25 protein-coding genes and 1 pseudogene are annotated in these 24,835 nt (G+C 72.6%); 13 read left to right on the top strand and 13 right to left on the bottom strand.

From position 1 onward, the window contains the following. Window positions 1–35 precede the first annotated feature (35 nt). Together ACFV4P_RS05415 and ACFV4P_RS05420 are read right to left on the bottom strand one after the other, a co-directional pair. The gene (locus ACFV4P_RS05415) at window positions 36–773 is read right to left on the bottom strand and encodes a class I SAM-dependent methyltransferase (RefSeq protein WP_380467618.1); all 738 of its coding nucleotides are present in this window, start codon (window positions 771–773) and stop codon (window positions 36–38) included. Between the two features lie 426 nt (window positions 774–1,199). Next, window positions 1,200–4,088 carry a BTAD domain-containing putative transcriptional regulator gene (locus ACFV4P_RS05420; protein ID WP_380467620.1) on the bottom strand — a complete coding sequence of 963 codons (2,889 nt, stop codon included), beginning with the start codon at window positions 4,086–4,088 and terminating at the stop codon, window positions 1,200–1,202. Window positions 4,089–4,380: 292 nt separating this feature from the next. On the opposite strand from ACFV4P_RS05420, the gene ACFV4P_RS05425 reads away from it, so the two are divergent. Further along, a complete protein-coding gene (locus ACFV4P_RS05425) occupies window positions 4,381–4,578 on the top strand; it encodes a hypothetical protein (RefSeq protein ID WP_073811065.1) in 198 nt (65 codons plus the stop codon). Between the two features lie 66 nt (window positions 4,579–4,644). On the opposite strand, the gene ACFV4P_RS05430 is transcribed toward ACFV4P_RS05425, so the two are convergent. Next, the gene (locus ACFV4P_RS05430; protein WP_380467622.1) at window positions 4,645–6,306 is read right to left on the bottom strand and encodes a fumarate hydratase; all 1,662 of its coding nucleotides are present in this window, start codon (window positions 6,304–6,306) and stop codon (window positions 4,645–4,647) included. A gap of 234 nt (window positions 6,307–6,540) precedes the next feature. Here ACFV4P_RS05430 and ACFV4P_RS05435 point away from each other — a divergent pair, with 234 nt between their 5' ends. Beyond that, the gene (locus ACFV4P_RS05435) at window positions 6,541–7,233 is read left to right on the top strand and encodes a DUF1707 domain-containing protein (RefSeq protein WP_380468160.1); all 693 of its coding nucleotides are present in this window, start codon (window positions 6,541–6,543) and stop codon (window positions 7,231–7,233) included. Window positions 7,234–7,474: 241 nt separating this feature from the next. Continuing rightward, on the top strand, window positions 7,475–7,828 hold the full coding sequence (locus ACFV4P_RS05440) for a WhiB family transcriptional regulator (RefSeq protein ID WP_380467624.1): 354 nt from the start codon (window positions 7,475–7,477) through the stop codon (window positions 7,826–7,828). 76 nt (window positions 7,829–7,904) lie between these two features. Here the strand turns inward: ACFV4P_RS05440 and glpX are convergent, their stop codons facing one another. Continuing rightward, window positions 7,905–8,945, bottom strand: a complete 1,041-nt coding sequence (gene glpX, locus ACFV4P_RS05445) for a class II fructose-bisphosphatase (RefSeq protein WP_043915862.1) — start codon at window positions 8,943–8,945, stop codon at window positions 7,905–7,907. Between the two features lie 183 nt (window positions 8,946–9,128). On the opposite strand from glpX, the gene ACFV4P_RS05450 reads away from it, so the two are divergent. Then, window positions 9,129–9,656 carry a DUF4245 domain-containing protein gene (locus ACFV4P_RS05450; protein WP_380467626.1) on the top strand — a complete coding sequence of 176 codons (528 nt, stop codon included), beginning with the start codon at window positions 9,129–9,131 and terminating at the stop codon, window positions 9,654–9,656. An 89-nt stretch (window positions 9,657–9,745) separates the two neighbouring features. Here the strand turns inward: ACFV4P_RS05450 and ACFV4P_RS05455 are convergent, their stop codons facing one another. Continuing rightward, entirely contained in the window at window positions 9,746–10,339 is a 594-nt protein-coding gene (locus ACFV4P_RS05455) for a malonic semialdehyde reductase (RefSeq protein ID WP_380467627.1), read from the bottom strand. A 125-nt stretch (window positions 10,340–10,464) separates the two neighbouring features. Next, the gene (locus ACFV4P_RS05460) at window positions 10,465–10,686 is read right to left on the bottom strand and encodes an exodeoxyribonuclease VII small subunit (protein WP_073811057.1); all 222 of its coding nucleotides are present in this window, start codon (window positions 10,684–10,686) and stop codon (window positions 10,465–10,467) included. A gap of 61 nt (window positions 10,687–10,747) precedes the next feature. Between ACFV4P_RS05460 and ACFV4P_RS05465 the strand changes: the two genes are divergently transcribed. Beyond that, window positions 10,748–11,224, top strand: a complete 477-nt coding sequence (locus tag ACFV4P_RS05465; RefSeq protein WP_380467629.1) for a GNAT family N-acetyltransferase — start codon at window positions 10,748–10,750, stop codon at window positions 11,222–11,224. 5 nt (window positions 11,225–11,229) lie between these two features. Here ACFV4P_RS05465 and xseA read toward each other — a convergent pair whose 3' ends face one another. Together xseA and ACFV4P_RS05475 are read right to left on the bottom strand one after the other, a co-directional pair. Continuing rightward, on the bottom strand, window positions 11,230–12,444 hold the full coding sequence (gene xseA, locus ACFV4P_RS05470; protein ID WP_380467631.1) for an exodeoxyribonuclease VII large subunit: 1,215 nt from the start codon (window positions 12,442–12,444) through the stop codon (window positions 11,230–11,232). Window positions 12,445–12,524: 80 nt separating this feature from the next. Further along, window positions 12,525–13,874 carry an APC family permease gene (locus ACFV4P_RS05475; protein ID WP_380467633.1) on the bottom strand — a complete coding sequence of 450 codons (1,350 nt, stop codon included), beginning with the start codon at window positions 13,872–13,874 and terminating at the stop codon, window positions 12,525–12,527. Window positions 13,875–13,948: 74 nt separating this feature from the next. Between ACFV4P_RS05475 and ACFV4P_RS05480 the strand changes: the two genes are divergently transcribed. Further along, complete coding sequence (locus ACFV4P_RS05480) at window positions 13,949–14,923, top strand: 4-hydroxy-3-methylbut-2-enyl diphosphate reductase (protein WP_380467635.1); 975 nt, start codon at window positions 13,949–13,951, stop codon at window positions 14,921–14,923. Window positions 14,924–15,092: 169 nt separating this feature from the next. Next, on the top strand, window positions 15,093–15,830 hold the full coding sequence (ppgK, locus tag ACFV4P_RS05485; protein ID WP_380467637.1) for a polyphosphate--glucose phosphotransferase: 738 nt from the start codon (window positions 15,093–15,095) through the stop codon (window positions 15,828–15,830). Window positions 15,831–15,895: 65 nt separating this feature from the next. Here the strand turns inward: ppgK and ACFV4P_RS05490 are convergent, their stop codons facing one another. Then, the gene (locus tag ACFV4P_RS05490; RefSeq protein ID WP_143200188.1) at window positions 15,896–16,483 is read right to left on the bottom strand and encodes a DUF6542 domain-containing protein; all 588 of its coding nucleotides are present in this window, start codon (window positions 16,481–16,483) and stop codon (window positions 15,896–15,898) included. Between the two features lie 180 nt (window positions 16,484–16,663). On the opposite strand from ACFV4P_RS05490, the gene ychF reads away from it, so the two are divergent. Further along, window positions 16,664–17,737 carry a redox-regulated ATPase YchF gene (gene ychF / locus ACFV4P_RS05495; RefSeq protein ID WP_380467639.1) on the top strand — a complete coding sequence of 358 codons (1,074 nt, stop codon included), beginning with the start codon at window positions 16,664–16,666 and terminating at the stop codon, window positions 17,735–17,737. 55 nt (window positions 17,738–17,792) lie between these two features. On the opposite strand, the gene ACFV4P_RS05500 is transcribed toward ychF, so the two are convergent. Then, the gene (locus ACFV4P_RS05500) at window positions 17,793–18,368 is read right to left on the bottom strand and encodes a Uma2 family endonuclease (protein WP_380467641.1); all 576 of its coding nucleotides are present in this window, start codon (window positions 18,366–18,368) and stop codon (window positions 17,793–17,795) included. 53 nt (window positions 18,369–18,421) lie between these two features. Between ACFV4P_RS05500 and ACFV4P_RS05505 the strand changes: the two genes are divergently transcribed. The 4 genes from ACFV4P_RS05505 (at window position 18,422) to ACFV4P_RS05520 (ending at window position 21,999) form a co-directional block, all read left to right on the top strand. Next, complete coding sequence (locus ACFV4P_RS05505) at window positions 18,422–19,003, top strand: TetR/AcrR family transcriptional regulator (protein WP_380467643.1); 582 nt, start codon at window positions 18,422–18,424, stop codon at window positions 19,001–19,003. Further along, window positions 19,000–20,343 (top strand): MFS transporter, encoded by a 1,344-nt coding sequence (locus tag ACFV4P_RS05510; RefSeq protein ID WP_380467645.1) that lies wholly within the window; start codon window positions 19,000–19,002, stop codon window positions 20,341–20,343. The genes ACFV4P_RS05505 and ACFV4P_RS05510 overlap by 4 nt, the downstream gene beginning before the upstream one ends. Window positions 20,344–20,896: 553 nt before the next feature. Then, window positions 20,897–21,280 carry a VOC family protein gene (locus ACFV4P_RS05515; protein ID WP_380467647.1) on the top strand — a complete coding sequence of 128 codons (384 nt, stop codon included), beginning with the start codon at window positions 20,897–20,899 and terminating at the stop codon, window positions 21,278–21,280. Further along, on the top strand, window positions 21,277–21,999 hold the full coding sequence (locus tag ACFV4P_RS05520) for an alpha/beta hydrolase (RefSeq protein WP_380467649.1): 723 nt from the start codon (window positions 21,277–21,279) through the stop codon (window positions 21,997–21,999). The genes ACFV4P_RS05515 and ACFV4P_RS05520 overlap by 4 nt, the downstream gene beginning before the upstream one ends. Before the next feature lie 25 nt (window positions 22,000–22,024). Here the strand turns inward: ACFV4P_RS05520 and ACFV4P_RS05525 are convergent, their stop codons facing one another. The 3 genes and pseudogenes from ACFV4P_RS05525 to ACFV4P_RS05535 all read right to left on the bottom strand — a co-directional run bounded on the left by ACFV4P_RS05525 (window position 22,025) and on the right by ACFV4P_RS05535 (window position 23,848). Continuing rightward, entirely contained in the window at window positions 22,025–22,681 is a 657-nt protein-coding gene (locus ACFV4P_RS05525) for an HAD-IA family hydrolase (protein WP_380467651.1), read from the bottom strand. Window positions 22,682–22,757: 76 nt separating this feature from the next. Next, window positions 22,758–23,195: pseudogene (locus tag ACFV4P_RS05530) on the bottom strand (deaminase); the annotation flags it as partial. A gap of 65 nt (window positions 23,196–23,260) precedes the next feature. Beyond that, window positions 23,261–23,848 carry a pyridoxamine 5'-phosphate oxidase family protein gene (locus ACFV4P_RS05535; RefSeq protein WP_073811036.1) on the bottom strand — a complete coding sequence of 196 codons (588 nt, stop codon included), beginning with the start codon at window positions 23,846–23,848 and terminating at the stop codon, window positions 23,261–23,263. A 138-nt stretch (window positions 23,849–23,986) separates the two neighbouring features. On the opposite strand from ACFV4P_RS05535, the gene ACFV4P_RS05540 reads away from it, so the two are divergent. Continuing rightward, a complete protein-coding gene (locus ACFV4P_RS05540; RefSeq protein WP_380467653.1) occupies window positions 23,987–24,790 on the top strand; it encodes a methyltransferase domain-containing protein in 804 nt (267 codons plus the stop codon). Window positions 24,791–24,835 lie beyond the last annotated feature (45 nt).

The following is a 24,835-nucleotide window of genomic DNA, read 5'->3' on the forward strand; positions in this document are numbered from 1 at the left end:
GATGTGGAGGACTCGAAGACGGAGGCGGCGCCGGGTCAGCCGGTGCGCCGACAGCGCAGGTACAGCTGGGTCTCCGGCGGCAGCGTGGACCCCGCCGGGGCGTACGACTGGGAGTCCACCCCCTCCACGGCGAACCCCGACCGCTCCAGCAGCCCCGTCAGCTCCTCGCGCAGATAGCCGCTGACCCGGATCTGCTGATCCAGGAACGGCAGCGGCGCGTCGTCCAGGTCCGCCTCCACCATGCCCAGCGCCAGCAGGCCGCCCGGACGCAGCAGTTCACGGATCCGGCCGAGCGCCACGGCGATCTCCGGACGCGGCAGCATCAGCAGCGAGAAGAACGCCGCCGCGCCGTCCAGCGTCCCCGCCCCGGCCGGGCCCAACTCGGGGACGCCCCAACGCTGTTCGGCACCTTCGGTGGCCAGGTCGACGACGTCGAAGCGGTGGAACTCCGCCTCCGGCACCGCCTTCCGGGCCTGCGCCAGCATGCCCGCCGAGAGATCGACGCCGATCACCCGGAGTCCGCCGTCCACCAGCTGCCGTGCGGTCGGCTCGCCCGCCCCACAGCCCACGTCCAGCACCAGGGCCCCCGCCGGCAGCTGCTCCAGCAGCCAACCGGCACAGGCGAACTGCCCGGACCTGGCCGGAAACACCTCCTGGTACTGCGCCCCCATCGCATCGAACGCGGCGGCCTGGCCCGCCCGTTCGGCCCGGCGCCCCTCACCCGCGGACGCCCGTTCGGCGTCGGCGGGTTCCGCAATCTGTTCATCCGTCACGTGATCTGGGCACCTCTCCCGCGCGCGTCCTGCCCCACCCGTCGTGGTCCGCACACCACTCCCGACCCTGGCCTATGAGAATAAACGCGATCACCGCACTGTGGAGTCCGTTTCCGGCCAACTCGTGCGCCGTTGGGCGATTATCGCCCGCCAGGGATGGCACACCGTCGCCCGCCAGGGAGCGCGCCAGCCTCCGCGCGCCTCCCAGCGCTCCCGCACCACACCCCTGACCTGCGTCGACGCTGTATCAACTCGCTTGCCGCCGACGTTTATCGAACGTCAATTGCGGCCTGGCAGAGTCTTCCTCAGCGCCGGGGAAGCGTCAAAGCGTTCCCGCAGCCGGGGGGCTGCGGGGGCGCTGACGCCCCGGGGGGACAGGCCTTCGCCAGGGGGGACCAGGGGGGAAACCAGGGGGGGAACGAAGGCCTACGGCGCGGGGGGAGGGGAAGGCTCGGTGTGCCGCGAGTCGATGAGGTCCTGCACGGGCTGGGCCTCGGGCACACCGAGCCGCGTGAACACCGTCAACGCCTCCTGAAGACACGCCAACCCACGCGACGGCTGCCCCAGTTCGAGCAGCGCCTCGCCGAGCGCCGCGTTCGCCATGCCCTGGCAGTACGCCGCCTCGATCTCCTGCGCGATCGACAACGACTCCTCCGCCGCCTCGGCCGCGCCGGCGAACTGACCGTCCGCCAACAGGCAGGCCGCCAGCCGGGCGAGCGAGTAGCCCTCCCAGATCGGATGCTGGTGGGCGCGGTACAGCTGATGCGCCTCACGGAGATGTACGGCCGCCTCACCCGGCTCACCGGTCGACCGCAGCACCACGCCCAACTGGTAGAGCGTGTCCGCCAGACACGGCACATTGCCGGACGCCCGCGCCGCCGTCACCGCCGCCCGGGCCGCCTCCACCGCCTCCTCGTGCCGGTCCAGCCCGACGTACGCCCGGGCCATGTTGGCGAGCAGCCTGGCCTCGCTGGTCGGCGCGTCGATCTGGCGGACGATCCGGTGGGCCTGCTCGTAGAAGGGCAGGGCCTCGGCAGGCCGGCCTTCCATGATCAGGACGATCGCCAGCGCATTGGCCGTGATCAGCCGCAGCATGGTGGCCTGCTCGGCCGGCTGGAGGGCCAGGCTGGCTGCCAACGCCTCTCCTGCTTCGGCGAGTTCGGCCGCCACCTGGTGCATGTGGCCGAGTGCGTAGTGCACCCGGGCGAGGGTCCCCGCGTCACTCCGGGCCGCAGGATTCGCGGCGGCCGCGTGCAGCACGCTGCGAATGCGGGGAGCCAGCGACGGATCCTCGACCACGCTGGTCATGCTCTGGAGAATCTCGACGGCGGGCTGCACCAGTTCCAGCGGCGCACTGGCCGCGGCCTCGACAGACCCGAGCAGAACCGCGACCTCCGACCGGAGCCACTCGCGGGCCGCAGCCGTGTCGGGAAACGACAGCCCGGACGACTGCGCGATGTGCAACTGCTCCATCAGGATGTCGTCGGGTTCCAGCACGTGCGCGGCGTTGCGCATGGTGGCGTGGAGCAGGTCCAACAGCCGCAGCAGCGCCGCCTGCTGGACCTCGACGTCGGCGGTCTTCGCGTTCTGCCGCTGGGCGTAGAGCCGCAGCAGGTCGTGGTAGCGGTACCGGCCGGGGGTGAAGCACTCCAGCATGTTCGCTTCGACGAGCGCCTCCGCCAGGTCCTCCGCCTGCTGCTCCTCGGTGCCGAGCAGCGCGGCGACGGCGGACAGCGGCAGGTCCGGGGAGTCCACCAGGGCGAGCAGCCGGAACGCCCGGGCCTCCTCGGGCTGGAGCTGGGCATAACCGAGCCCCAGGGTGGTCTCCACGGCGAGGTTGCCGAGCTGGAGCTCCTGGAGTCGGTTGCGCTGGTCCGCTAACCGACGGGCCAGGTCGGAGACGCTCCACCGCGGCCGGCTGGCCAGTCGGGCTGCGGCGATACGGACGGCCAGCGGCAGGAACCCGCAGGACGTCACCACCTGGAGGGCGGCCTCGGGCTCGGCCGCGACCCGCTCGACGCCGACGATCGCCGAGAACAGCGCCAGCGCCTCGTTTGGGGTCAGCTCCTCGATGTCCACCAGGTGCACGCCGGGGATCTCCGCGAGCCGCGAACGGCTGGTCACCATCACGGCGTTGCCGGAGACACCCGGGATCAGCGGGCGCAACTGCTGGGCGTCGCGGGCGTTGTCGAGCAGGATCAGCATCCGCTTGTCCGCCAGCAGCGAGCGGTACATCGCGGCGCGCTGGTCCAGCGAGTCGGGGGCCTCGGGCGTGCCGAGGGCGTGCAGGAAGTCACCGAGCACGACCGCCGGGTCGGCGGGCGAGGCACCCGCGCCGCGCAGGTCCACGTACAACTGCCCGTCCGGGAAGTCCGGGCGCAGCGAGTGCGCCACGTGCACCGCGAGGGTGGTCTTGCCGACGCCGCCGATGCCGGCCAGCGAGGTGACCACGACGGCTTGGCCGGAACCCGCCCTCAGCACGTCCCGCAGCTCGTTGACAATCTTGCTGCGTCCGGCGAAGTCCGATACGTCGGCCGGGAGTTGGGCCGGAGGGACGAACGATGTCGACTCCTCCGCAGAGGCCTTCTGCGGGGCGGCGAGCACCGCCATCAGCTCCGGGTCGCCGGCCAGGATGCGGGCGTGCATCGCGGCCAGCGCGGTGCCGGGCTCCACCCCCAGTTCCTCGATCAGCAGCTTCCGGGTGTCCGCGTACACACCCAGCGACTCGGCCTGCCGGCCGCTGCGGTACAGCGCCAGCATCAGCAGTTCGCGCAGTCGTTCGCGCAACGGGTTAGCGGCGGACAGCGAGTTGAGCTCGGCCACCACGTCGGCGTGCAGGCCGATCTCCAGCGCCATCGCGCAGCGCTCCTCGGCCACGGCGAGCCGACGTTCCGTCAAGCGACCGCGCTGCGCCTCGGCGTACGGACCGGGAACTCCGGGCAGCGGGCGCCCGCTCCACAGATCCAGCGACGAGACCAGCCCGTCGTGGGCAGCCCGGAACGCTCCCTCGGAACGCGCGTTCGCCGCCTCCGCGACACGCTGCTCGAAAACCACCAGGTCGAGTGAGTCCGACGGAATCCGCAGCGCGTAACCGTCGCTCACCGAGATCAGCACCTCGGCCGGCTTGCGGACCTCGCGGTTCGGCTCCAACACCGAGCGCAGCCGGGAGATGTAGGTGCGCAGCGCAGCCACCGCCTGCGGCGGGGTGCGGTCGCCCCAGATGCCGTCGACCAGGTCGTCGGTGGTCACCGGGCGGCCCTCGCCGAGCAGCAGGGCGACCAGGACCGCCTGCTGCTGCGGCGATCCGAGCGCCAAGGGAGCGTCACCGCGCCATGCCTGGACAGGGCCGAGCACTTGGAAGCGCAACGCCTCTGCGGAGCGCGTGCCCTGAAGCTCCATGTCCTCCCCTGTGGCCGATGAACCGTCTGTTCCCCACGCTGCCGCCGGTCGTGTGGGGGCGTCAGCTTATGAGGGCGCGAGCAAACGTCCACCAAGCGGATGCAGGGTGCGACGTTTATGAGACATTTAGCGGCCTCTACGATACTGGCCGCGCGCCCGGAGAACGTCGTCCGGGTGATCCTCCCTCAGCTGAAAGGCGGCCCACCCCATGGCCGACGAGACTCTCACGGCTACGCCCCAGATCGAGCACACCGTTGCTCCCGCCGACCCGGACGCGCTCGAAAAGGCCCTTGAGGTGCTGGCCGGGCAGCCGTCCGCCCCGTCCGTGGAGCAGATCGAGAAGCCGGTCGCGCCGAAGGACGACGAGACCTTCGAACCGCTCGGCTCCGTCATCAACTGCCCGTGATCGACGCCCTCACTCGCAGAACGAGCCCCGACCCTCACCGGCCGGGGCTCGTCCCGTTTCGGCGGGTCACTGCGCCGAGCGCACCCGCAGGTTGGTGATCAGCGGGCCGTCCGTGACCTCGGCGAAGAAGTCGTTGCCCTTGTCGTCCACCACGATGAACGCCGGGAAGTCCTCGACCTCGATGCGCCAGACGGCCTCCATGCCGAGCTCGGGGTACTCCAGCACCTCGACCTTCTTGATGCAGTCCTGGGCGAGTCGCGCCGCGGGGCCGCCGATCGAGCCGAGGTAGAAGCCGCCGTGCTCGTTGCATGCCGTGGTGACCTGCTTGGAGCGGTTGCCCTTGGCGAGCATGACCATCGAGCCGCCCGCGGCCTGGAACTGGTCGACGTAGGAGTCCATCCGGCCGGCCGTGGTGGGGCCGAAGGAGCCGGACGCGTAGCCCTCGGGGGTCTTGGCGGGGCCCGCGTAGTAGACCGGGTGGTCCTTCATGTACTGCGGCATGCCCTCGCCGCGGTCCAGCCGCTCCTTGATCTTGGCGTGCGCGATGTCGCGGGCGACGACGAGCGTGCCGGAGAGCGAAAGCCGGGTCTTCACGGGGTACTTGGAGAGCTGCTCGCGGATCGCGGCCATCGGCTGGTCGAGGTCCACCCGCACCACGTCGCCGTCCAGGTGGGCGTCGGTGGTCTCCGGCAGGTACTTCGCCGGCTCGGTCTCCAGCTGCTCCAGGAACACGCCCTCGGCGGTGATCTTGCCGAGCGCCTGGCGGTCGGCCGAGCAGGAGACGGCCATCGCGACCGGCAGCGAGGCGCCGTGCCGGGGCAGGCGGATGACGCGGACGTCGTGGCAGAAGTACTTGCCGCCGAACTGCGCGCCGATGCCGATCTTCTGGGTGAGTTCGAAGACCTTCTGCTCCAGCTCCAGGTCGCGGAAGCCGTGGCCGGTCTTGGCGTCGCCGCCGGTCGGCAGGTTGTCCAGGTAGTGCGCGGAGGCGTACTTCGCGGTCTTCAGGGCGAACTCGGCGCTGGTGCCGCCGACCACGATGGCCAGGTGGTACGGCGGGCAGGCCGCGGTGCCCAGCGAGCGGATCTTCTGCTCCAGGAAGGTGAGCATCGACGACTCGTTGAGGATCGCCTTGGTCTCCTGGTACAGGTACGACTTGTTCGCCGAGCCGCCGCCCTTGGCCATGAACAGGAACTTGTAGGCGTCCCCGTCGGTGGCGTACAGCTCGATCTGGGCCGGCAGGTTGTTGCCGGTGTTCTTCTCGTCCCACATGGTCACGGGGGCCATCTGGGAGTAGCGCAGGTTCAGCTTGGTGTACGCGTCGTACACGCCCTGGGCGATCGCCGACTCGTCCTGGCCGGAGGTCAGCACGTTCTGGCCGCGCTTGCCCATCACGATCGCGGTGCCGGTGTCCTGGCACATCGGGAGGATGCCGCCGGCCGAGATGTTGACGTTCTTCAGCAGGTCCAGCGCGACGAAACGGTCGTTGGGGCTGGCCTCCGGGTCGTCCAGGATGCGGCGCAGCTGGGCCAGGTGGGCCGGGCGCAGGTAGTGCGAGATGTCGTGCATCGCCTCGGCGGTGAGCAGCCGCAGGGCCTCCGGCTCGACCTGCAGGAAGGTGCGGCCGCCGGCCTCGAAGGTGGAGACGCCCTCGGAGGTGAGCTTGCGGTACGGGGTGGTGTCCGCACCGAGCGGGAGCAGGTCGCGGTAGGCGAACTCTGAAGCCATGGGGGAGATCCTTCAGTTCTTTCGGCGTCGTCGACGAGGCACCCTCCAGGTTAGGCGCACGGAGCACGCCCCCGGCGCTCGGGTCGGCCTGCGTGACGCGGCTCACGCCGGGCCGCCCGTTCCGCGGTCATCCGCTTTGCGTCGAACCGGCGTTCGGGTATTGAGCGGGCTCGCTAGGCTTGTGACGTGGACAACTCTCCCGCTCAGCAGCCGCAGGGCCAGCCGCCCGCCCCGATGAAGAAGAGCGAGCCCGCGCCGGCTCCCGCTCCCGCCCCCGGTACCGACCTGGCCGCCGAGCTCCGGGCCGCCGACGCCGACCGCGAACGCGTCGCCGACCTGCTGCGCGACGCCTACGCGGAGGGCCGGCTCACCGTCGACGAGCACGCCGAACGGATCGAGGCCGCCTACAACGCCCGCACCTTCGGTGAGTTGGAGCCGCTCACCCGCGACCTGCCCAGCCACCCGGGCCCGATCCGGCACAGCCTGACCAAGCCGCCGCTGGACACCCCGGCCCCCGCCCCGCAGCCGGCGCTGCCGCCGGCCCGGGCCGAATCGCCCACCATGGTCGCGGTGTTCGGCGGCGCCGCCCGCAAGGGCCGCTGGCGGGTCGGCTCGCACCTGAGGGCCGTCGCGGTGTTCGGCGGGATCGAGATCGACCTGACCGACGCGGTGTTCGAGTCGCCCGAGGTGGTCATCGAGGTGATCGCGGTGTTCGGCGGCGTCGAGGTGCGCGTCCCGGAGAACGTCAGCCTGCAAGGCAGCGGCGCCGGCATCTTCGGCGGTTTCGACGTCCGCGAGCAGACCTCGCCGGACCCGTACGCGCCGGTGGTGCGGATCAAGGGCGCGGCGGTGTTCGGCGGCTGCGAGGCCAAGCCGAAGCGCGGCAAGAAGCTCAAGGAGTGGGTCCGGCGGCAGCTGGAGGGCTGACCTGCGGCGATCCGGCGAATCGTCAACTCGCCTGGCGGCACTCGTCGTTGTTCCGAGTGCAGCGGGTAGTCAGTTGCGTGCGGTGTGCATGAATCCGGGGGTGGCGGGGTAGTTCCAATCGCACATCGTTCCTGTACGGCTGTGACCCCGCGGGTCGGCGACGGTGCCACGGCGAGGGAGCACGGGGCAGTCGGGCAGGAGGCGACCGATCCCCGAGCCTTGAGCCTGGTCAGGAGTCACCGTGCTGCACCCGATCGAGTCCACCGCCGCCGCTCGCCGCCCCGCGGCACCGGATCCGGACGACAACCCCTGGCACACCTCCGCCGCCTGCCGAAGCGACGAGGCCGGGCTGTTCTTCGCTCCCTCCAAGGAGCCGACAGCCGCCCGGCTCTCCCGCGAGGAGCACGCCAAGCGGGTCTGCGCCCGCTGCCCGGTGCTGCTCGAATGCCGCGAGCACGCGCTCGCCCAGCCCGAGCCGTACGGCGTCTGGGGCGGGCTGACGGCCGCCGAGCGCCGCGTGGTGCTCGCCCGCCGGCGCCGCCGCGAGGCCGAACTGCTGGACGCCCGGCGCCTGACGGCCCGGATAGCCGGCTGAGACAGCCGGCCGGACGCACGGCAGGGGCGGGCCGGGGAGGAAGCTCCCCGGCCCGCCCCTGGACGCGTCGGCGGGCTCAGTTGGCCCGGTCGAAGTCGATCGCGCTGTAGGCCCGCAGCTTGGCCAGCTTGTGGGTGGAGTCGATCTGCCGAATCGTTCCGCTCTTGGAGCGCATCACCAGCGACGAGGTGGTCGCGGTCTCCGAGCGGTAGTGGACGCCGCGCAGCAGCTCGCCGTCGGTGATGCCGGTGGCGACGAAGAACACGTTCTCGCCGCTGACCAGGTCGTCGGTGTGCAGCACCCGGTCCAGGTCGTGGCCGGCGTCCAGCGCCTTGCGCTTCTCGGCCTCGTCCTTGGGCCACAGCCGGCCCTGGATGGTGCCGCCCATGCACTTCATCGCGCAGGCCGCGATGATGCCCTCGGGGGTGCCGCCGATGCCCATCAGCAGGTCCACGCCGGTGCCCTCGCGGGCCGCCATGATCGCGCCGGCGACGTCGCCGTCGGAGATGAACTTGATCCGGGCGCCGGCCTCGCGGATCTCCTTGACCAGGTCGTTGTGGCGCGGCCGGTCGAGGACGACGACGGTGACGTCCTCGACGGCGGAGCCCTTGGCCTTGGCGACCCGGCGGATGTTGACGGCCGCGGGGGCGGTGATGTCGACGAAGTCGGCGGCCTCGGGGCCGCAGACCAGCTTGTCCATGTAGAAGACCGCGCTGGGGTCGAACATGGTGCCGCGGTCGGCGACCGCGAGGACCGCGACGGCGTTGTTCATGCCCTTGGCGGTCAGCGTGGTGCCGTCCACCGGGTCGACGGCCACGTCGCACTCGGCGCCGGTGCCGTCGCCGACCCGCTCGCCGTTGTAGAGCATCGGGGCTTCGTCCTTCTCGCCCTCGCCGATGACGACCACGCCGTTCATGGAGACGGTGGACACCAGGGTGCGCATCGCCTTCACGGCCGCGCCGTCGGCGCCGTTCTTGTCACCCCGGCCGACCCAGCGGCCGGCGGCCATCGCCGCGGCCTCGGTGACCCGGACCAGTTCGAGGGCCAGGTTCCGATCGGGAGCTTCCGGCGCGACCTCCAGGGCGCTGGGAAGGTGGTGCGGGTACTGCGTGGTCATCGTCGTTACCTCTCTGTACGCGACGGCCAGTCAGCGCCGGGTCGCGGAGGGTCACCGGCGCTGCGATGAGGGATGCTGCGATCGTATCGGCAGGTGGGACGGTCGTCTGCGGCGCACTCCGCGCGCACCGCTGCGGGGCAGCCGGTGGAGGGGCTTTCCGTAAGCGCCGCCTACCATGGGCGGGTGGCAGGCAACAGCAGCAAGAGGGGCCGTCAGACGGTACGGGACATGGTCCTGTCGATGGCGGCGGTCGGCATCGTGGTCGCGGTCGCGTACTTCAGCATCCCCAGCGCGGAGAGCAAGAGCGGCGTCCACCCGGTGACGTACCAGGTGGAGGTGGCGTCGGCGAAGCGCGCCGCGCCGTACCCGCTGCTCGGCCCGGAGAAGCTGCCGGACGGCTGGCAGGCCACCTCGGTGAGCTACAGCCCGAACGAGAAGGGCCACGCCGTGTGGCACCTGGGCCTCAGCACCGCCTCCGGCCAGTACGCGGCGATCGAGCAGAGCGACGGCAAGCCCCAGGACGTGGTGGCCAAGAACGTCCCCGGCGGCAAGCCGGACGGCAGCTCCACGGTGGACGGCCAGGAGTGGCAGCGGGTGCAGGGCGACCGCTACCGGGCGCTGACCCGCCCCGCCGGCAGCACCGGCACCACGGTGCTCACCGGCACCGCCTCCTACGAGGAGCTCGCGGAGCTCGCCCGGACCCTGAAGTAGCCCGGCCCCGAAGTGCCCGGCCCCGAAGTGGGCCGACACGAAGAGGCCCCCGCCGCACGGCGGGGGCCTTTCGCTGTCGCGGGCCGGACTCAGACGGTGGTGACGACCTCGTCGTAGGCCAGACGCGGGCTCCGCGGGAACCAGGCGTCCTCGCCCGGCTTGCCGATGTTGACCACGGCCAGCACCGAGTGCTCGCCGTCGGCGAAGAACTCCTTGTTGATGCCCGCGGCGTCGTAGCCGGTCATCGGGCCGGCGGCCAGGCCGGCGGCGCGCACGCCGACGATGAAGTACGCGGCCTGCAGGGCGCCGTTCAGCGTCGCGGAGGCCTCACGGACCGAGCGCTCGCTGAAGAACATGTCCTTGGCCTGCGGGAAGTGCGGCAGCTGGGTCGGGAGCTCCTCGTGGAACTCGTTGTCCGCGGCCAGGATCGCGACCAGCGGCGCGCCGGAGGTCTTGGCCTGGTTGCCCTCGGCCATGTGCTGCACCAGGCGGGCGCGGGCGTCGTCGGAGCGGACCAGGACGATGCGCAGCGGCTGCTGGTTGAAGGCGGTCGGGCCGAACTTCACCAGCTCGTAGATCGCCTGGATCTGCTCGTCGCCGACCGGCTCGTCCGAGAAGGTGTTGGCGGTGCGGGCCTCGCGGAACAGCAGGTCCTGGGCGGCGGCGTCGAGGGCCAGGGTCATAACGGTGTCCTACCTCAAGGCTGGGGGCGGTCAGGCACGGCGGGCGCCGTACACCCCGATCCAACTTCGATGAAAGTTAAACCATTCCCTGGACCGCCTGTGATCCGAGCCACACTCCGGCGCGGCTACTCGCCCGCGGACTCCTCGGCCGCCAGCGCCGCGTCCAGCCGGGCCCGTGCGCCGTCCAGCCAGCGCTGGCAGACCTTCGCCAACTGCTCGCCGCGCTCCCACAGCGCCAACGACTCCTCCAGCGTCGTCCCCCCGGTCTCCAGCCGCCGGACCACCTCCAGCAGCTCGTCCCGCGCCTGCTCGTACCCGAGGCCCTGCTCGACACCCTGATCAGCCATGCCGCTCAGCCTAGGGCTCGTGGCGGACAAACCCCTTGCGCCCCCGCCTACGCTGCCGGACATGAGCACCCCACGCCCTGCCCGCCCCGAGGACGCCGCCGAACTGGTCCGCCTCCGCGCGCTGATGTTCGAATCCATGCAGGGCGAATCGCGCCCCGGCGCGTGGCAGCACACCGCCGAGGGCCTGGTGGCCCGCCAACTCGCCGAACCCGACCGCCGCCTGCAGGCCTACGTCGTCGACGACCCCGACCGGCCCGGCCGACTGGCCAGCTGCGCCGTCGGCACGCTCGAACAGCGCCTGCCCGCGCCCGGCCACCCCGACGGCCTGTTCGGGTTCGTCTTCAACATCTGCACCGACCTCGACCACCGCGGCCGCGGCCACGCCCGGGCCTGCACCGAGGCGCTGCTCGCCTGGTTCGACGAGCGCCGCGCCACCCGGATCGACCTGCACGCCACCGAGGGCGGCGAAGCGCTCTACCGCAGCCTCGGCTTCCACGAGCACTCCACCGCGCTCTCCCGCGAGCGGCTGCTCCACTGACCCCGTCAGCCCTGCTCGGCCACCCGCACCCCGAAGCCGCCGCCCGCCACCCGGGCCCGCAGCGCCTCGCCGTCGGCGACCTGCCCCGGATCGGTCACCACCGAACCGTCCTCGCGCTGCAGCACCGCGTACCCGCGCTCCAGGGTGGCCAGCGGCGACAGCGCCACCACCCGGGCCAGCGCATGGCCCAGATCCGTCTGCGCGTGGTCCAGCCGGTGCCCCACCACCCGCCGGGCCCGCTCCAACAGCGCCGTCACCTCCGCGCCGCGCGCTGCCACCGCCTCGGTCGGCGCCGCGAGCGCCGGACGGCTGCGCACCGACGCCAGCCCTGCGGTCTCCCGCTCCACCCGGTGCACCACGTACCGCCGCGCCCGGTCCCGCAGCTGCCGCACCTTCGCCAGCTCCTCGCCGACGTCCGGCACCACCCGCTTCGCCGCGTCGGTCGGCGTGGACGCCCGCAGGTCCGCGACGAAATCCAGCAGCGGCTGGTCCGGCTCGTGCCCGATCGCACTCACCACCGGCGTCCGGGCCGCCGCCACCGTCCGCACCAACTCCTCGTCGGAGAACGGCAGCAGGTCCTCCACGCTGCCGCCGCCACGCGCCACCACGATCACCTCGACCTCCGGCCGCGCGTCCAACTCCCGTACCGCCGCGCACACCTGCGACACCGCCTGCGGCCCCTGCACCAGCACGTTCCGCACCTCGAACCGCACCGCCGGCCAGCGCCGCCGGGCGTTCTCCAGCACGTCCCGCTCGGCCGCCGAACCGCGGCCCGTCACCAGGCCCACGCAGCCCGGCAGGAACGGCAGCGGCTTCTTCCGGGACTCCTCGAACAGGCCCTCGGCGAACAGCTTCCGCTTCAACTGCTCAAGCCGGGCCAGCAGTTCACCCAAGCCGACGAGCCGGATCTCGGACGCCCGCAACGACAGCGTGCCGCGCGCCGCGTACCACTCCGGCTTCGCCAGCACGATCACCCGCGAGCCCTCCTGCACGGCATCCGCGACCTGCTCGAACACCGACCGGAAACACGTCACCGTCAACGAGACGTCCCGATCCGGATCACGCAGCGTCAGGAACACCATCCCCGCCCCCGGCCGCCGGGACAGCTGGGCGATCTGCCCCTCCACCCACACCTCGCCCAGCCGATCGACCCACCCGCCGATCAGCGCCGAGACCTTCCCCACGGGCAGGGGCGCTTCCGGACTGCTCGCATTAGCCATCCCCCGAGGCTAGCCCTTCGGGCCGACGGGAAACCGGGGGCACGGGGCCGGAAAGCCCGCGCGAACGGTCGGGCGCATCCCTAGTGCTGCTCTCCCCGGGTTCGCGTCCCCACCAGCAACACCAGCAACCCCGCCACCAGCCAGATCCCGCCCACGATCAGCGCCGTGTGCGACGCCTCCACCAGCACCGCGACGATCACCGCGACGCCCAGCAGCGGAACGACGGCGTGGCGCAGCCAGTCGCGGGAGTGGCCGCGCACCACGTACCAGCCCACCACCGAGGCGTGCAGCAGGATGAACGCGGTGAGCGCTCCGACGTTGACCACCGAGGTGAGCCGGTCGAGCCCGTCGTCGCGGCGGGCGGCCCAGACCGCGGCCACCAGCGTGATGACGGCCGCCGTCAGCAGTGCCCGCCGAGGGGTCGCGGAGCGTTCCTCGACCACCCCGAGCCGCCGGGGCAGCCGCCCCTCCCGCCCCATCGCGAACACCAGCCGCCCGGCCGCGGCCTGCCCGGCCAGCGCGGCGAACGCGGCGCCGATCGCCTTGGACACGGCGATCAGCACGTGCAGCCAGTGCCCGACGGCGGCCTCGACCGTGTCGTAGAACGCCGACCCCTGCGCGGCCGGGTCGGCGGCCAGTTGATCGGGCGTCATGGACTCCAGCACCGCCGCCAGGTAGGTCTGGACGACGAACAGCAGCCCGGCCAGCGCCAGGCACCACAGCACCGCCCGGGCGACCGCGGCCGACGCGCCGACGGCCTCCTCGACGAAGGAGGCGATCGCGTCGAAGCCCAGATACGAGAGCACGGCGACGGACACCGCCGACAGCACCGCCGTCAACGAGAACCCGCCGATTCCCCCGAACGGGGAACCCCAGTCGCGGGCGGCGCCGTGCAGGGCCAGTTCCACCGACGCGGCGACCACGAACACCGTCAGCACCACGATCTCCATCGCCAGCACCGCGAAGCCGACCACGGCCGCCGTCCGCACCCCGATCAGGTTGAGCGCGGTGGTGACCAGCACTGCCAGCGTCGTCCACACCCAGCGGGAGACGCCCGGCACCAGCGAGTTCAGTGCGATGCCGGAGAACAGGTACGCGACGGCGGGGATCAGCAGGTAGTCCAGCATCGCCATCCACCCGGCGATGAACCCGGGCCCCTCGCCCAGCCCGGCCCGGGCGTAGGCGAACACCGAGCCGGCCCGGGGCACCGCCTTCACCATCTCGGCGTAGGAGAGGGCGGTGAATCCCATGGCCACGGTGGCCACCAGGTAGACGGCGGCCACCGCGCCGTGGCTCTTCGCGTCCAGCACGCCGAACACGCCGACCGGCGCCATCGGGGCGATGAACAGCAGCCCGTACACCATCAGATCGCGCACCCCGAGAGTGCGCCGCAGTTCCGTCGTCCGCGCCTGTGTGCTCACGCTCGCCATTCCACCCGGCCGTCCCCGCCACGACAGTGCCGACGCGCGTCCACGCGGGCGGGACTCGCCCGTACGATGGAGCCATGTCCACCACTGCTCAGCGCCGTGTCCTGCTCGCCGCCCCCCGTGGCTACTGCGCGGGCGTCGACCGCGCCGTGATCGCCGTGGAGAAGGCCCTGGAGCAGTACGGGGCGCCGATCTACGTCCGCAAGCAGATCGTCCACAACAAGTACGTCGTGCAGACCCTGGAGAAGCAGGGCGCGATCTTCGTCGACGAGACGGAGGAGGTGCCCGAGGGCGCGATCGTGGTGTTCTCCGCGCACGGTGTCGCCCCGTCGGTCCACGACGAGGCCGAGGCCGGCAAGCTCGCCACCATCGACGCGACCTGCCCCCTGGTCACCAAGGTGCACAAGGAGGCCCGCCGGTTCGCCGACGAGGACTACGACATCCTGCTGATCGGCCACGAGGGCCACGAGGAGGTCGTCGGCACCATGGGCGAGGCCCCGGACCGGATCCACCTGGTGGACGGTGCCGAGGACGTCGCCAACGTGAAGATCCGCGACGAGTCCAAGCTGGTCTGGCTCTCCCAGACCACCCTCTCCGTGGACGAGACCATGGAGACCGTCGGCGCCCTCAAGGAGCGCTTCCCGCTGCTGGTCTCGCCGCCCAGCGACGACATCTGCTACGCCACCCAGAACCGCCAGGTCGCCGTCAAGCAGCTCGCCCCCGAGGCGGACCTGCTGATCGTGGTCGGCTCCAAGAACTCCTCCAACTCGGTCCGCCTGGTCGAGGTCGGCCTGGAGTACGGCGCCAAGGCCGCCCACCTGGTCGACTTCGCCGACGAGATCGACCTCGCCTGGCTGGAGGGCGTGCAGACGGTCGGCCTGACCAGCGGCGCGTCCGTGCCGGAGATCCTGGTCGAGGGTGTCCTGCAGCTCCTCGCCGCACACGGCTTCGAGGACGTGCAGATCGTCAAGACCGCCGAGGAGCACCTCACCTTCTCGCTCCCCAAGGAGCTCCGCCGCGACCTGCGCGCCGAGGCCGCCGGCAAGCTCTGAGCCCCAGCCGGCCCCGTCCGACGCCCGGAGTCCCTCCCCCGAGGGGCCCGGGCGTCGTCCGTGCGGCCGTCACCGTCCGGGAACGGCTGCGCCCGCCCCCGCGCGCCCGTACGTTGGTGCGAGGGCCGGCGGGCAGCGGACGCCACCGGCGGTACGGAAGGCGACGGCAGTGACGACGGTCTTCGGCGTGGACATCGGCGGCTCGGGCATCAAGGGCGCACCGGTCGACCTGGACAGGGGCGTGCTCGCGCAGGAGCGGCACAAGGTGCTCACCCCGCACCCGTCCGGCCCGGACGCGGTGATCGACGCGGTCTGCGAGGTCGTCCGGCACTTCGACCACCACGGGCCGGTCGGCCTGACCTTCCCCGGCGTGGTCGTCGACGGTCACACCCGCACCGCCGCCAACGTCGACAAGGGCTGGATCGGCCTGGACGCCGCCGCCCGGTTCAGCGACGCGCTCGGCATGCCCGCCACCGTGGTCAACGACGCCGACGCGGCCGGCCTCGCCGAGGTCACCCACGGCGCCGGCCGCGGCCGCTCCGGGGTGGTCCTGCTGCTCACCTTCGGCACCGGCATCGGCAGCGCGCTGTTCTCCGACGGCGTGCTCGTCCCCAACACCGAGCTCGGCCACCTCGAAATGCGCGGCAAGGACGCCGAACGGCGCGCCTCCTCCGCCGCCAAGGAACGCCACGACCTCAGCTGGCCGCAGTGGGCCGAGCGGGTCGACGAGTACCTCGACCTGGTCGAGATGCTCTTCTCCCCGCAGCTGGTGATCGTCGGCGGCGGCGTCAGCCGCAAGCACGAGAAGTTCCTGCCGCTGCTCAAGGACCGCCGGGCCGAGGTCGTCCCCGCCGAACTCCGCAACAACGCGGGCATCGTCGGCGCGGCGATGGCCGCCGGGCGCTGAGCCGCTGACCGCCGGGCACCGGCTGCTGGTCATCGGCCGCCGAGGTGTTACCGGCCGCCGGGTCGTTACCGGCTGCGGTGGCGGCGGCGCTGGGCGACGTAACGCGCGGTGACGATCGCGGTGGCCAGGCCGGTGCCGGCGAACAGCCAGCCCGCGCGCAGCGCCAGCCCGCCGGCCAGCGCCACCACCTGGCCGGTGATGCCGCTGGTGCTGCCCGGCTGCAGCAGCACCAGCGCCGCCGCGAACGCGATCGGCCCGCAGATCGGCGCGGCCGGCAGGTCCGGGTACCGCACCCGCACGGCCAGCTGGAAGCACACCACCAGATAGCCGAGCCCGAACAGCACCCCGAGCCCCCCGAACACCAGCCGGTCCAGCGCGGCGAACGCCAGCGTCCCGGCTGCCGCGACCACCCCGGTGCCCACCGCCGTCAACCTGGCCGGCGGCCCGCCGGCCCGCCGCCGACGGAGCGTCAGCAGCCGGTTCAGCAGCCGCTGCAGCACCTGCGCGGCGAGTGGTGCGGACCGGCCGGCGGAGGCCGTCCGCAACCGGGACTCGGGGGGTCGGCTCTGCCCCGGAACGGCGGCCTCGTCGGCGCCGCGCCCCGGCGCTCGTCGTCTCGGCCCTGGCGGCTGGGTACGGGTGCTCTGCTCCACCCGACCAACGTACGGTCCGATCATCGACACCCTGTGTAATGGCTTCCCGGCAATTGATCCGTGTCCGGCCGGTGCGCGCCCCACCGCGCTGCCTGGGGCCCCCGCACGCCCCGTAGACTGGGGGATCGGCCCGGCACCGGGCCACCTCGACGCCCTCCAAGCCACGGGACACCACTCTCCATGTCGCTCACGATCGGAATCGTCGGCCTGCCGAACGTCGGCAAGTCGACCCTGTTCAACGCCCTGACCAAGAACGACGTGCTGGCGGCCAACTACCCGTTCGCCACCATCGAGCCCAACGTGGGCGTCGTCGGCGTTCCGGACCCGCGGCTGGACAAGCTCGCCGAGATCTTCGGCTCGCAGCGCATCCTGCCCGCCACCGTCGACTTCGTGGACATCGCCGGCATCGTCCGCGGCGCCAGCGAGGGCGAGGGCCTCGGCAACAAGTTCCTCGCCAACATCCGCGAGGCCAACGCGATCTGCCAGGTCGTCCGCGCCTTCACCGACCCGGACGTGGTCCACGTGGACGGCAAGGTGTCGCCCAAGGACGACATCGACACCATCCACACCGAGCTGATCCTCGCCGACCTGCAGACCATCGAGAAGGCGCTGCCCCGGCTCCAGAAGGAAGCCCGGCTCAAGAAGGACACCGCCCCCGTCCTCGCCGCCGCCGAGGCCGCCCAGGCGATCCTGGAGACCGGCAAGACCCTCTTCGAGGCCGGCTTCGACACCACCCTCGTCCGCGACCTCCACCTGATGACCGCGAAGCCGTTCCTCTACGTCTTCAACGTCGACGAGGACGCCCTCTCCGACGAGGACTTCAAGAACACCCAGCGCGCCCTGGTGGCCCCCGCCGAGGCCATCTTCCTCAACGCCAAGATCGAGTCCGAGCTCATCGAACTCGAGGACGACGAGGCCCTCGAACTCCTCCAGTCCATGGGCCAGGAGGAGCCCGGCCTCGCCACCCTCGCCCGCGTCGGCTTCGCCACCCTCGGCCTCCAGACCTACCTCACCGCAGGTCCCAAGGAAGCCCGAGCCTGGACCATCAAGCAGGGCGCCACCGCCCCCGAAGCCGCCGGCGTCATCCACACCGACTTCCAAAAGGGCTTCATCAAGGCCGAAGTCACCTCCTTCGACGACCTCGTCGCCACCGGCTCCATCGCCGAGGCCCGCGCCAAGGGCAAGGCCCGCATCGAAGGCAAGGACTACGTCATGCAGGACGGCGACGTGGTGGAGTTCCGCTTCAACGTCTGACGTTCGGTCGACACCAGAAGGGACCGGCCGATGGCCGGTCCCTTTGTCGTACCGGTCAGAGGCCGGAGACGAGTTGGTCGAGGTCGAGATCGATCTCGAACGGCACCGGGACCTGGAGCGTGCCTCGGAAGATGCCGGTCGGGACGTAACTCCGGGTCGGGGCGTCGAGTTCGTAGACGTGGACGACGGGGTGGCCGTCCTCGTCCTCGATTCGCCAGTAGTGGGGGATTCCGGCCGCTGCGTACTTGTGGAGCTTGACCGTGCGGTCGCGGTGGGCGGATTCGGGGGAGACGACTTCGACGGCCAGCGCGACCTCTTCGGGGGCGAGCCATGTGCGGTCGCGGTCGATCGGGGCGTCGGTCACCAGCAGATCCGGTTCGGGCCGATTGTGGGAGTCGAGTCGGATGGTCATCTCTCTGCCGACCTTGTACCCCTGCGGGCACTGGCCCATGAGCGCGACGGTGAGCATGGTGACGAGGTGGCCGTGCCCCCAGCGCTGCGGCGACATCATGAAGACGAGTACTCCGTCGATCAGTTCGGTGTGTCGAGGCGCCTCGGGGAGGCGGTCGAGATCCTCCGCGAACCAGCCCTCCGCGCGCGGCGGGCGCATCCAGTCGGGCAGTGAGGTCATGTCCTCAGGGTAGTGGGTAGACAGTGTCTACTCGATGTTGGTAGACAGTGTCTATGGATGATGAGCGGACGTCCCTGCGTGAGCGCCTGGTGGATGCCGGGGTGGAGTTGGTGCTGGCGGAGGGGTCGGGGGCGGTGGGGTTGCGGGAGATTGCGCGGCGGGCGGGGGTGTCGCACGGGGCGCCGCGGCGGTATTTCGGTACGCATCGGGAGTTGCTGTCGGCGGTGGCGCGGCGGGGGTTCGAGGAGTTGGGGCGGCGGTTCGCGGGGGTGCGGGCGGAGGGGCCGCGGGGGCGGTTGGAGGGGGTGGCGAGGGAGTACCTGGCGTTCGCGGCGGAGTGGCGCGGGATGTTCGAGTTGATGTTCCGTCATGACTTGTTGAGCAGTGACGGGGCGGAGACGGCGGAGCCGAGGCTGCGGGAGGCGACGGGCCCGCTGTTCGGGGGGATGGTCGGGCTGGTCGCGGAGTGCACCGGGGACGGGGAGCGGGCGCCGGTCGTCGCGGCCGCGCTGTGGGCGAACCTGCACGGGCTGGCGCAGTTGCAGGGCTGGGGGAGCGTCGAGTTGATGCTCGGGGAGGGGCGGGAGGACGCGCTGCTGGAGGCGGTCCTGACGGCGCACCTGGGCGCGCGGTGAGCCGGCTCGCGCTGCCGGTGAGTGCCGCGGCCGCGATGCTGGTGGCCCTGGACGGCACGGTGCTGCTGATCGCCCAGCCCAGCATGCGGCGCGAACTCGGCGCAGGGGCAGCGCAGTTGCAGTGGACCAGCACCGGTTACCTGGTCGCCGTCGCCGCCCTGCTGGTGGTGTCCGGCCGCCTCGGCGACCGGTACGGGCACCGGGGGACGCTGCTGGCGGGGGTGCTCGGGTTCGGTGCGGCCTCGGCCGGGATCGCCCTCGCCCCCACCGTCGGCTGGGTGATCGGACTGCGGGTCGCCCAGGGCGCGTTCGGCGCACTGCTGCAGCCCGGGACACTCGCACTGCTGCGGCTGTGCTGCCCGCCGGAGCGGCTCGGCCGGGCGATCGCGGTGCGGACGGGCGCGATCGCCGTCGCGGCCGGTGCCGGCCCGCTGCTGGGCGGCGTGCTGGTGGGGCAGTTCGGGTGGCGGGCGGTGTTCTGGATCAACGTGCCGGCCGCCGTCCTGATCGCCGCCCTGACGCTCGCCCTGCGCCCGCCCGAGGTCGACCGGGGACGCTCGCGGCTCGACCTGGCGGGTGCGGTGCTGCTCGCCGCGGCGCTCGCCGTCCTGGTGCACGCGCTCGCCGAGGTACCCGGCCGGGGTTGGGCCGCCGCTGGCACGCTCGCCGAACTCGCGCTGTCCATCGGCCTGTTGGCGGTTCTGATCGGCCACGAGCGGCGCGCCGCCGAACCGGTGGTGCCGCGACCGGTGGCCGGCTCGCGGCCGGTGATCGGTTCACTGGCGCTGCTCCTGACGTCCTCCGCCGGACTGTTCGGCACCCTCTTCAGCACCACCTTCCGCCTCCAGGACGCCCTGCGCCTCGGCCCGCTGGACACCGCGCTGCGGATGCTGCCGCTGACCGCGCTGATGGTGCTGGGCGCCCCCGCCGCCGAACGGGCGCTGCATCGGTACGGTCCGCGCGCCACGGCGTTCGTCGGAACGTTGCTGCTGGTGGCGGGAGTTGGAGCACTGGCCGGTCCGGGCGACGGCGGAGCGGCGACGGTCGCGACGGCGGTGGCCTCCGCCCTGCTGGGCGCGGGGTTCGCGGCGGTGATGGTGACGGCCACCGGCAGCGTGGTCGGCGATGCCCCGCCGGGCTACGCGGGCGCGGTCGGCGGACTGAAGCAGACCGCGATGAACATCGGCCCCACCCTCGGCATCGCCACCGCCTCCGGCGTCGGCCCGCACACCGCCCTCCCGGCCCTCGCCGCCGTGGCCGCGGGAGGTCTGCTCCCGGCTGCGGCGCTGCCCGCCGTACGGCGCGGGTCGCGCAAGGGGGTTGTGGTTTCGGGTGGGTGATCCGCAGAGCCGGCGGCATCGGAGCGTCAGGCCGTCGGGCTCGGCCATCGTCGGCCCGGCCGGCCTGCTCGCTGCGCAGTAACCTGCCGCGCCGAGAGCGGAGATGTCCTCTACGGTCGGCCCGCCGCGCCGGGTCGGCGGTGGGGCGCCGGCTCCTTGTCGCATGGCACTGGCCACGCCGGGAGCCCGTGGTCTCGGGTGGGTGATGCGCGGGCCGGTGCTGGAAGGCCCGGCAGCAGATTGCCGGTTCGGCGGTGTCGGCCATCCCCCGCTTCCTTTCGGCTGGAGGCGGCGTGCCGGGCCGATGGCGGGCGTCGGCCTCTCCGCCGCACGCCGCACGCCGCACGCCGCACGCCGCGCGGCACCGGCCGCGTCGGGGTTGTTGCTGTCCCCAGGGCAGCTGGTGCGCCGGGCCGGTGAGGGAGAACCGGAGGCGGGTGCCGGTTCGGCACCGTCGGCCGTCGTCGCTCTCCCCGTCGCGCCGTTCTGCCGCTCGCCGCCGACCCTGCCGTGTCGGGAAGCCGCCGTCGGTGGTGCGTGACACGCTGGCCCGGTGACGGAACAGCAGACAACGGGGCATCGGCCCATCGGCGCGCTCAGCTCGACGGTGCTGGACTGCCCGGACCCGGAGCGGCTGGCGGCGTTCTACCGGCGGCTGACGGGCTGGGAGGTGACGTACCGCAGTGAGGCGTACGTGTTCATCGGGGACGGTCCGGTGCGGATCGGGTTCCAGCGGGTCGGGGGGTTCCGGCCGCCGGTGTGGCCGTCGGACGGGGCGCGGGCCCATCTCGACTTCACGGTGCCGGAGTTGGGGCCGGCGGTGGCGGAGCTGCTGGCGGCGGGCGCGACGAAGCCGGAGCATCAGGCGGGCGGCGACCACTGGGTGACGCTGCTGGACCCGGACGGGCACCCGTTCTGCCTGGCGGTGCCCGAGTGACGGCGGCGGTCGGCACGTTCACCCTGGAGGCGGACGGTGAGCGGCTGGCGTGCACGGTGGTCGAGCCCGCGGCCCCGGCCCGCCGGGGTACGGCGCTGCTGATGCACGGTGGGGGGAGCAGCGGCAAGCACCGGTGCCTGCCGCTGGCAAGGGAGTTGGCGGTCGCCGGCTGCCGGTCGGTGGTGTTCGACTTCGCGGGGCACGGCGAGAGCACCGGCGAACTCGGACAGCTCTCGCTGGCCCGCCGCGCCCGTCAGGCACGCGCCGTCCTGGCGCGGCACGCGCCGGACGGGCCGCTGCTGCTGGCCGGGTTCTCGATGAGCGGCCAGACCGTCGCGGACCTGCTGGGCGATCCGGACATCGGCGGGCGGGTGCGGGCGCTGGCCCTCGGCGCACCGGCCGCGTACGCCCGCGAGGTGCGGGAACTCCCGTTCGCCGCGCCGGAGTTCACCGCCACGCTGCGTACCCCGGGCAGTTGGCGCAGCAGCTCCGCGTTCGAGACCTTCGCGGCGTTCGACGGCCGGGCGGTGCTGGTGCTGCCGGAGACGGACGAGGTGATCCCGGCCGAGGTGACGGACGCGCTGGACGCCGCGCTGCGCACCCGCGCCGCGTACACCCGCCTCACCCTGCCCGGAGCCGACCACCAGCTCGGCGGCTGGCTCGGCACGCACCCGGAGCACCGCGCCCTGGTCGCCGCCGCGCTCCTCTCGGAAGCCTGACGGGCCCGACGGGGGCGGGAACCGGTCAGGGCAGGCGGACGATCAGCCCGCCCGTCGGGTCGGCCGTGACGGTGACGCCGGTGAGGTCGTCCACCAGGTGGTCGGGGGAGTACGCGGCCGCGCGCGGGCCGACGCCGAGGACCGGCATGCCGGCGGCGCGGGCGGCGGCGATGCCGGCCTCGGAGTCCTCCAGGACCAGGCACTCGGCGGGCGCGATGCCCAGCTCGGCGGCGGCCTTCAGGAAGCCCTCGGGGTCGGGCTTGCTGGCGCCGACCAGATCGGCGGTGATCATCAGCGGCGGCAGCGGGACGCCGACGGCGGCCATCCGGACCCGGGCGAGGCGGTCGTCGGCGGAGGTGACCAGGGCGTGCGGCAGCCCGGCCAGCGACTCCATCAGCCGTCGGGCGCCCGGGACTTCGACCACGCCATCGGTGTCGGCGGTCTCCTCGGCGAGCATCTGCCGGTTCTCGGCGAGGTTCTGCTCCATCGGGCGGTCGGGCAGCAGCAGCGCCATGGTCAGGTGGCCCTGCCGGCCGTGGACGGTCTTCATCGCCTCGTCGCCGTCGAGGCCGTTCCGTTCGGCCCAGCGCCGCCAGCAGCGTTCGACCACGGCGTCGGAGTTGACCAGGGTGCCGTCCATGTCGAGCAGGACGGCCCGGACCGGCGGGGTGAGGACGGGCATCGGGGCTCCTCGGGGGCCTCGGGCGACTGTTTGTTCCGCAATTGTACAAAACTCGCCGAAGGGGACGGAGGGGCCCTCACCCCAGCAGGTGCGCGTTCACCGCCCGGGCCTCCGCGGCCAGCTCCGGCAGCTCCACCACCTCGACGCCCGCCGCGGCGAGCAGCTCGGCGCCCTGGCAGTCCGCGACGAACAGCGCCGGCTCCCGCCACGCCACCACCACCCGCGGCACCCCGGCCGCGACGATCAACTCGGCACACGGGTGCGGACGGGAGGCCCGCTGCCCGCACGGCTCCAGGGTGCTGTAGACAGTGGCGGCGCGCAGCCGCGGATCGCCGGGCGCGAGCTTGCCGAGCGCGGCCTCCTCGGCGTGGTTCACCGCGTCGACCTCCCGGCTGAAGCCCTCGGCCAGCACCTCGCCGTCCGCGCCGACGATCACCGCGCCCACCGAGAACGCCGTCCGCGACGGCGGGCAGCGTCGGGACAGTTCGATCGCGCGGCGCAGCCACGCCTGGTCGGTGGTCATCGGCGGACTCCTCGGGGGAAGGGCGGGTGGACGCCCCTACCGTACGAGCAGCCGGCTCAGGCGACGGGACGCGGCGGCAGCGGGAGCGGCACCGAGGGCAGGCCGTCGATGCTGGCGGCGACGTAGTCCTTGCTCTCGCAGTAGTCGCTGAAGTTCTCCTCACCCTTGCGGGCGAAGTACTGCCGGTGGATCTCTCGGTCGGAGCGGTAGTCCATGAACGGGACGGCGTACCCGCAGGAGTCGCTGACCCGTTCGGCCCGCACCAGGACGATCGCGCGCAGCGCCTCGCCGTCCGCGGCCGGGTCGAAGTGGCCGAGCAGGTCGGCGAACCGCGGGTCGTCGCGGAACACCGGCTCGCCCCGCCCGTGCACCCGCAGCACCGTCGGCGGGCCCTCGAAGGCGCACCACATCAGGGTGATCCGCCCGTTCTCCCGCAGGTGGGCGATGGTCTCGGCGTGCGAACCGCCGAAGTCCAGGTAGGCGACGGTGAGTTCGTCGAGGACGGCGAGGGTGCCGGAGCGGCCCTTGGGGGAGAGGTTGACGTGCCCGCCGCCGGAGAGCGGGGCGGTGGCCACGAAGAACACGGGCTGCCTGTCGATGAACGCGCGCAGCCGGTCGTCGATGCGTTCGTAGGTCTTTCCCATGCCGGCGATTCTGCGCCCGGCCCGGCCCCGCGGGCGAGGAGATTTCCTCTGCGTCCCATATGACAAGACGGGAGTGTCCGACCTGTGGAACATTTTCCTATCCTGGGCGGGCCGCCTTCGAACGAGAGGGGAACCGCCGTGGCCGGCTACACCCATGGGCATCACGCCGCCGTCCTGCGCTCGCACCGCACCCGCACCGCCGCCAACTCCGCGGCCTACCTGCTGCCCGAACTCCGCCCGGGGCAACGACTGCTGGACGTCGGCTGCGGGCCCGGGACGATCACCGCCGACCTGGCCGAACTGCTCGGACCGACCGGCAGGGTGATCGGCGTCGACCCGTCCGCCGAGGTGCTCGCCCAGGCCGCCGCGCTCGCCGCCGAACGCGGGCTGGAGCAGCTGAGCTTCGAGGTCGCCGACGTGTACCGGCTCCCGTACGCCGACGCCTCGTTCGACGTGGTGCACGCCCACCAAGTGCTGCAGCACCTCGCCGACCCGGTCGCCGCGCTGCGCGAGATGCGTCGGGTGACCGCCCCCGACGGGGTGATCGCGGTCCGCGACGCCGACTACGCCGCGATGGCCTGGCACCCCCAACTGCCCGAGCTGGACGACTGGCTGGCGCTCTACCGGCGCACCGCCCGGGCCTGCGGCGGTGAACCCGACGCCGGCCGCCGCCTGCTGTCCTGGGCGCACGCCGCCGGACTGACCGACGCCCGGCCGTCCTCCAGCACCTGGACGTACGCCACCGAGGACGAGCGCGCCTGGTGGTCGGAGAGCTGGGCCGAGCGCACCCTGCGCTCCAACACCGCCGCCACCGCGCTGGCCGAGGGCCTCGCCACCCCCGCCGAGCTGGACCGGATCGCCGCCGGCTGGCCCCGCTGGGCCGCCCACCCGGACGCCTGGTTCGCCGTGCTGCACGGCGAACTCCTGTTGAGCGTAAGCTAGTTGGCCCTGTCGCCGGTCGCCTCTCCGTCCGGCGGCCCGGTCCGG

Source organism: Kitasatospora sp. NPDC059795, from assembly GCF_042732175.1.
Taxonomy (GTDB): Bacteria; Actinomycetota; Actinomycetes; order Streptomycetales; family Streptomycetaceae; genus Kitasatospora.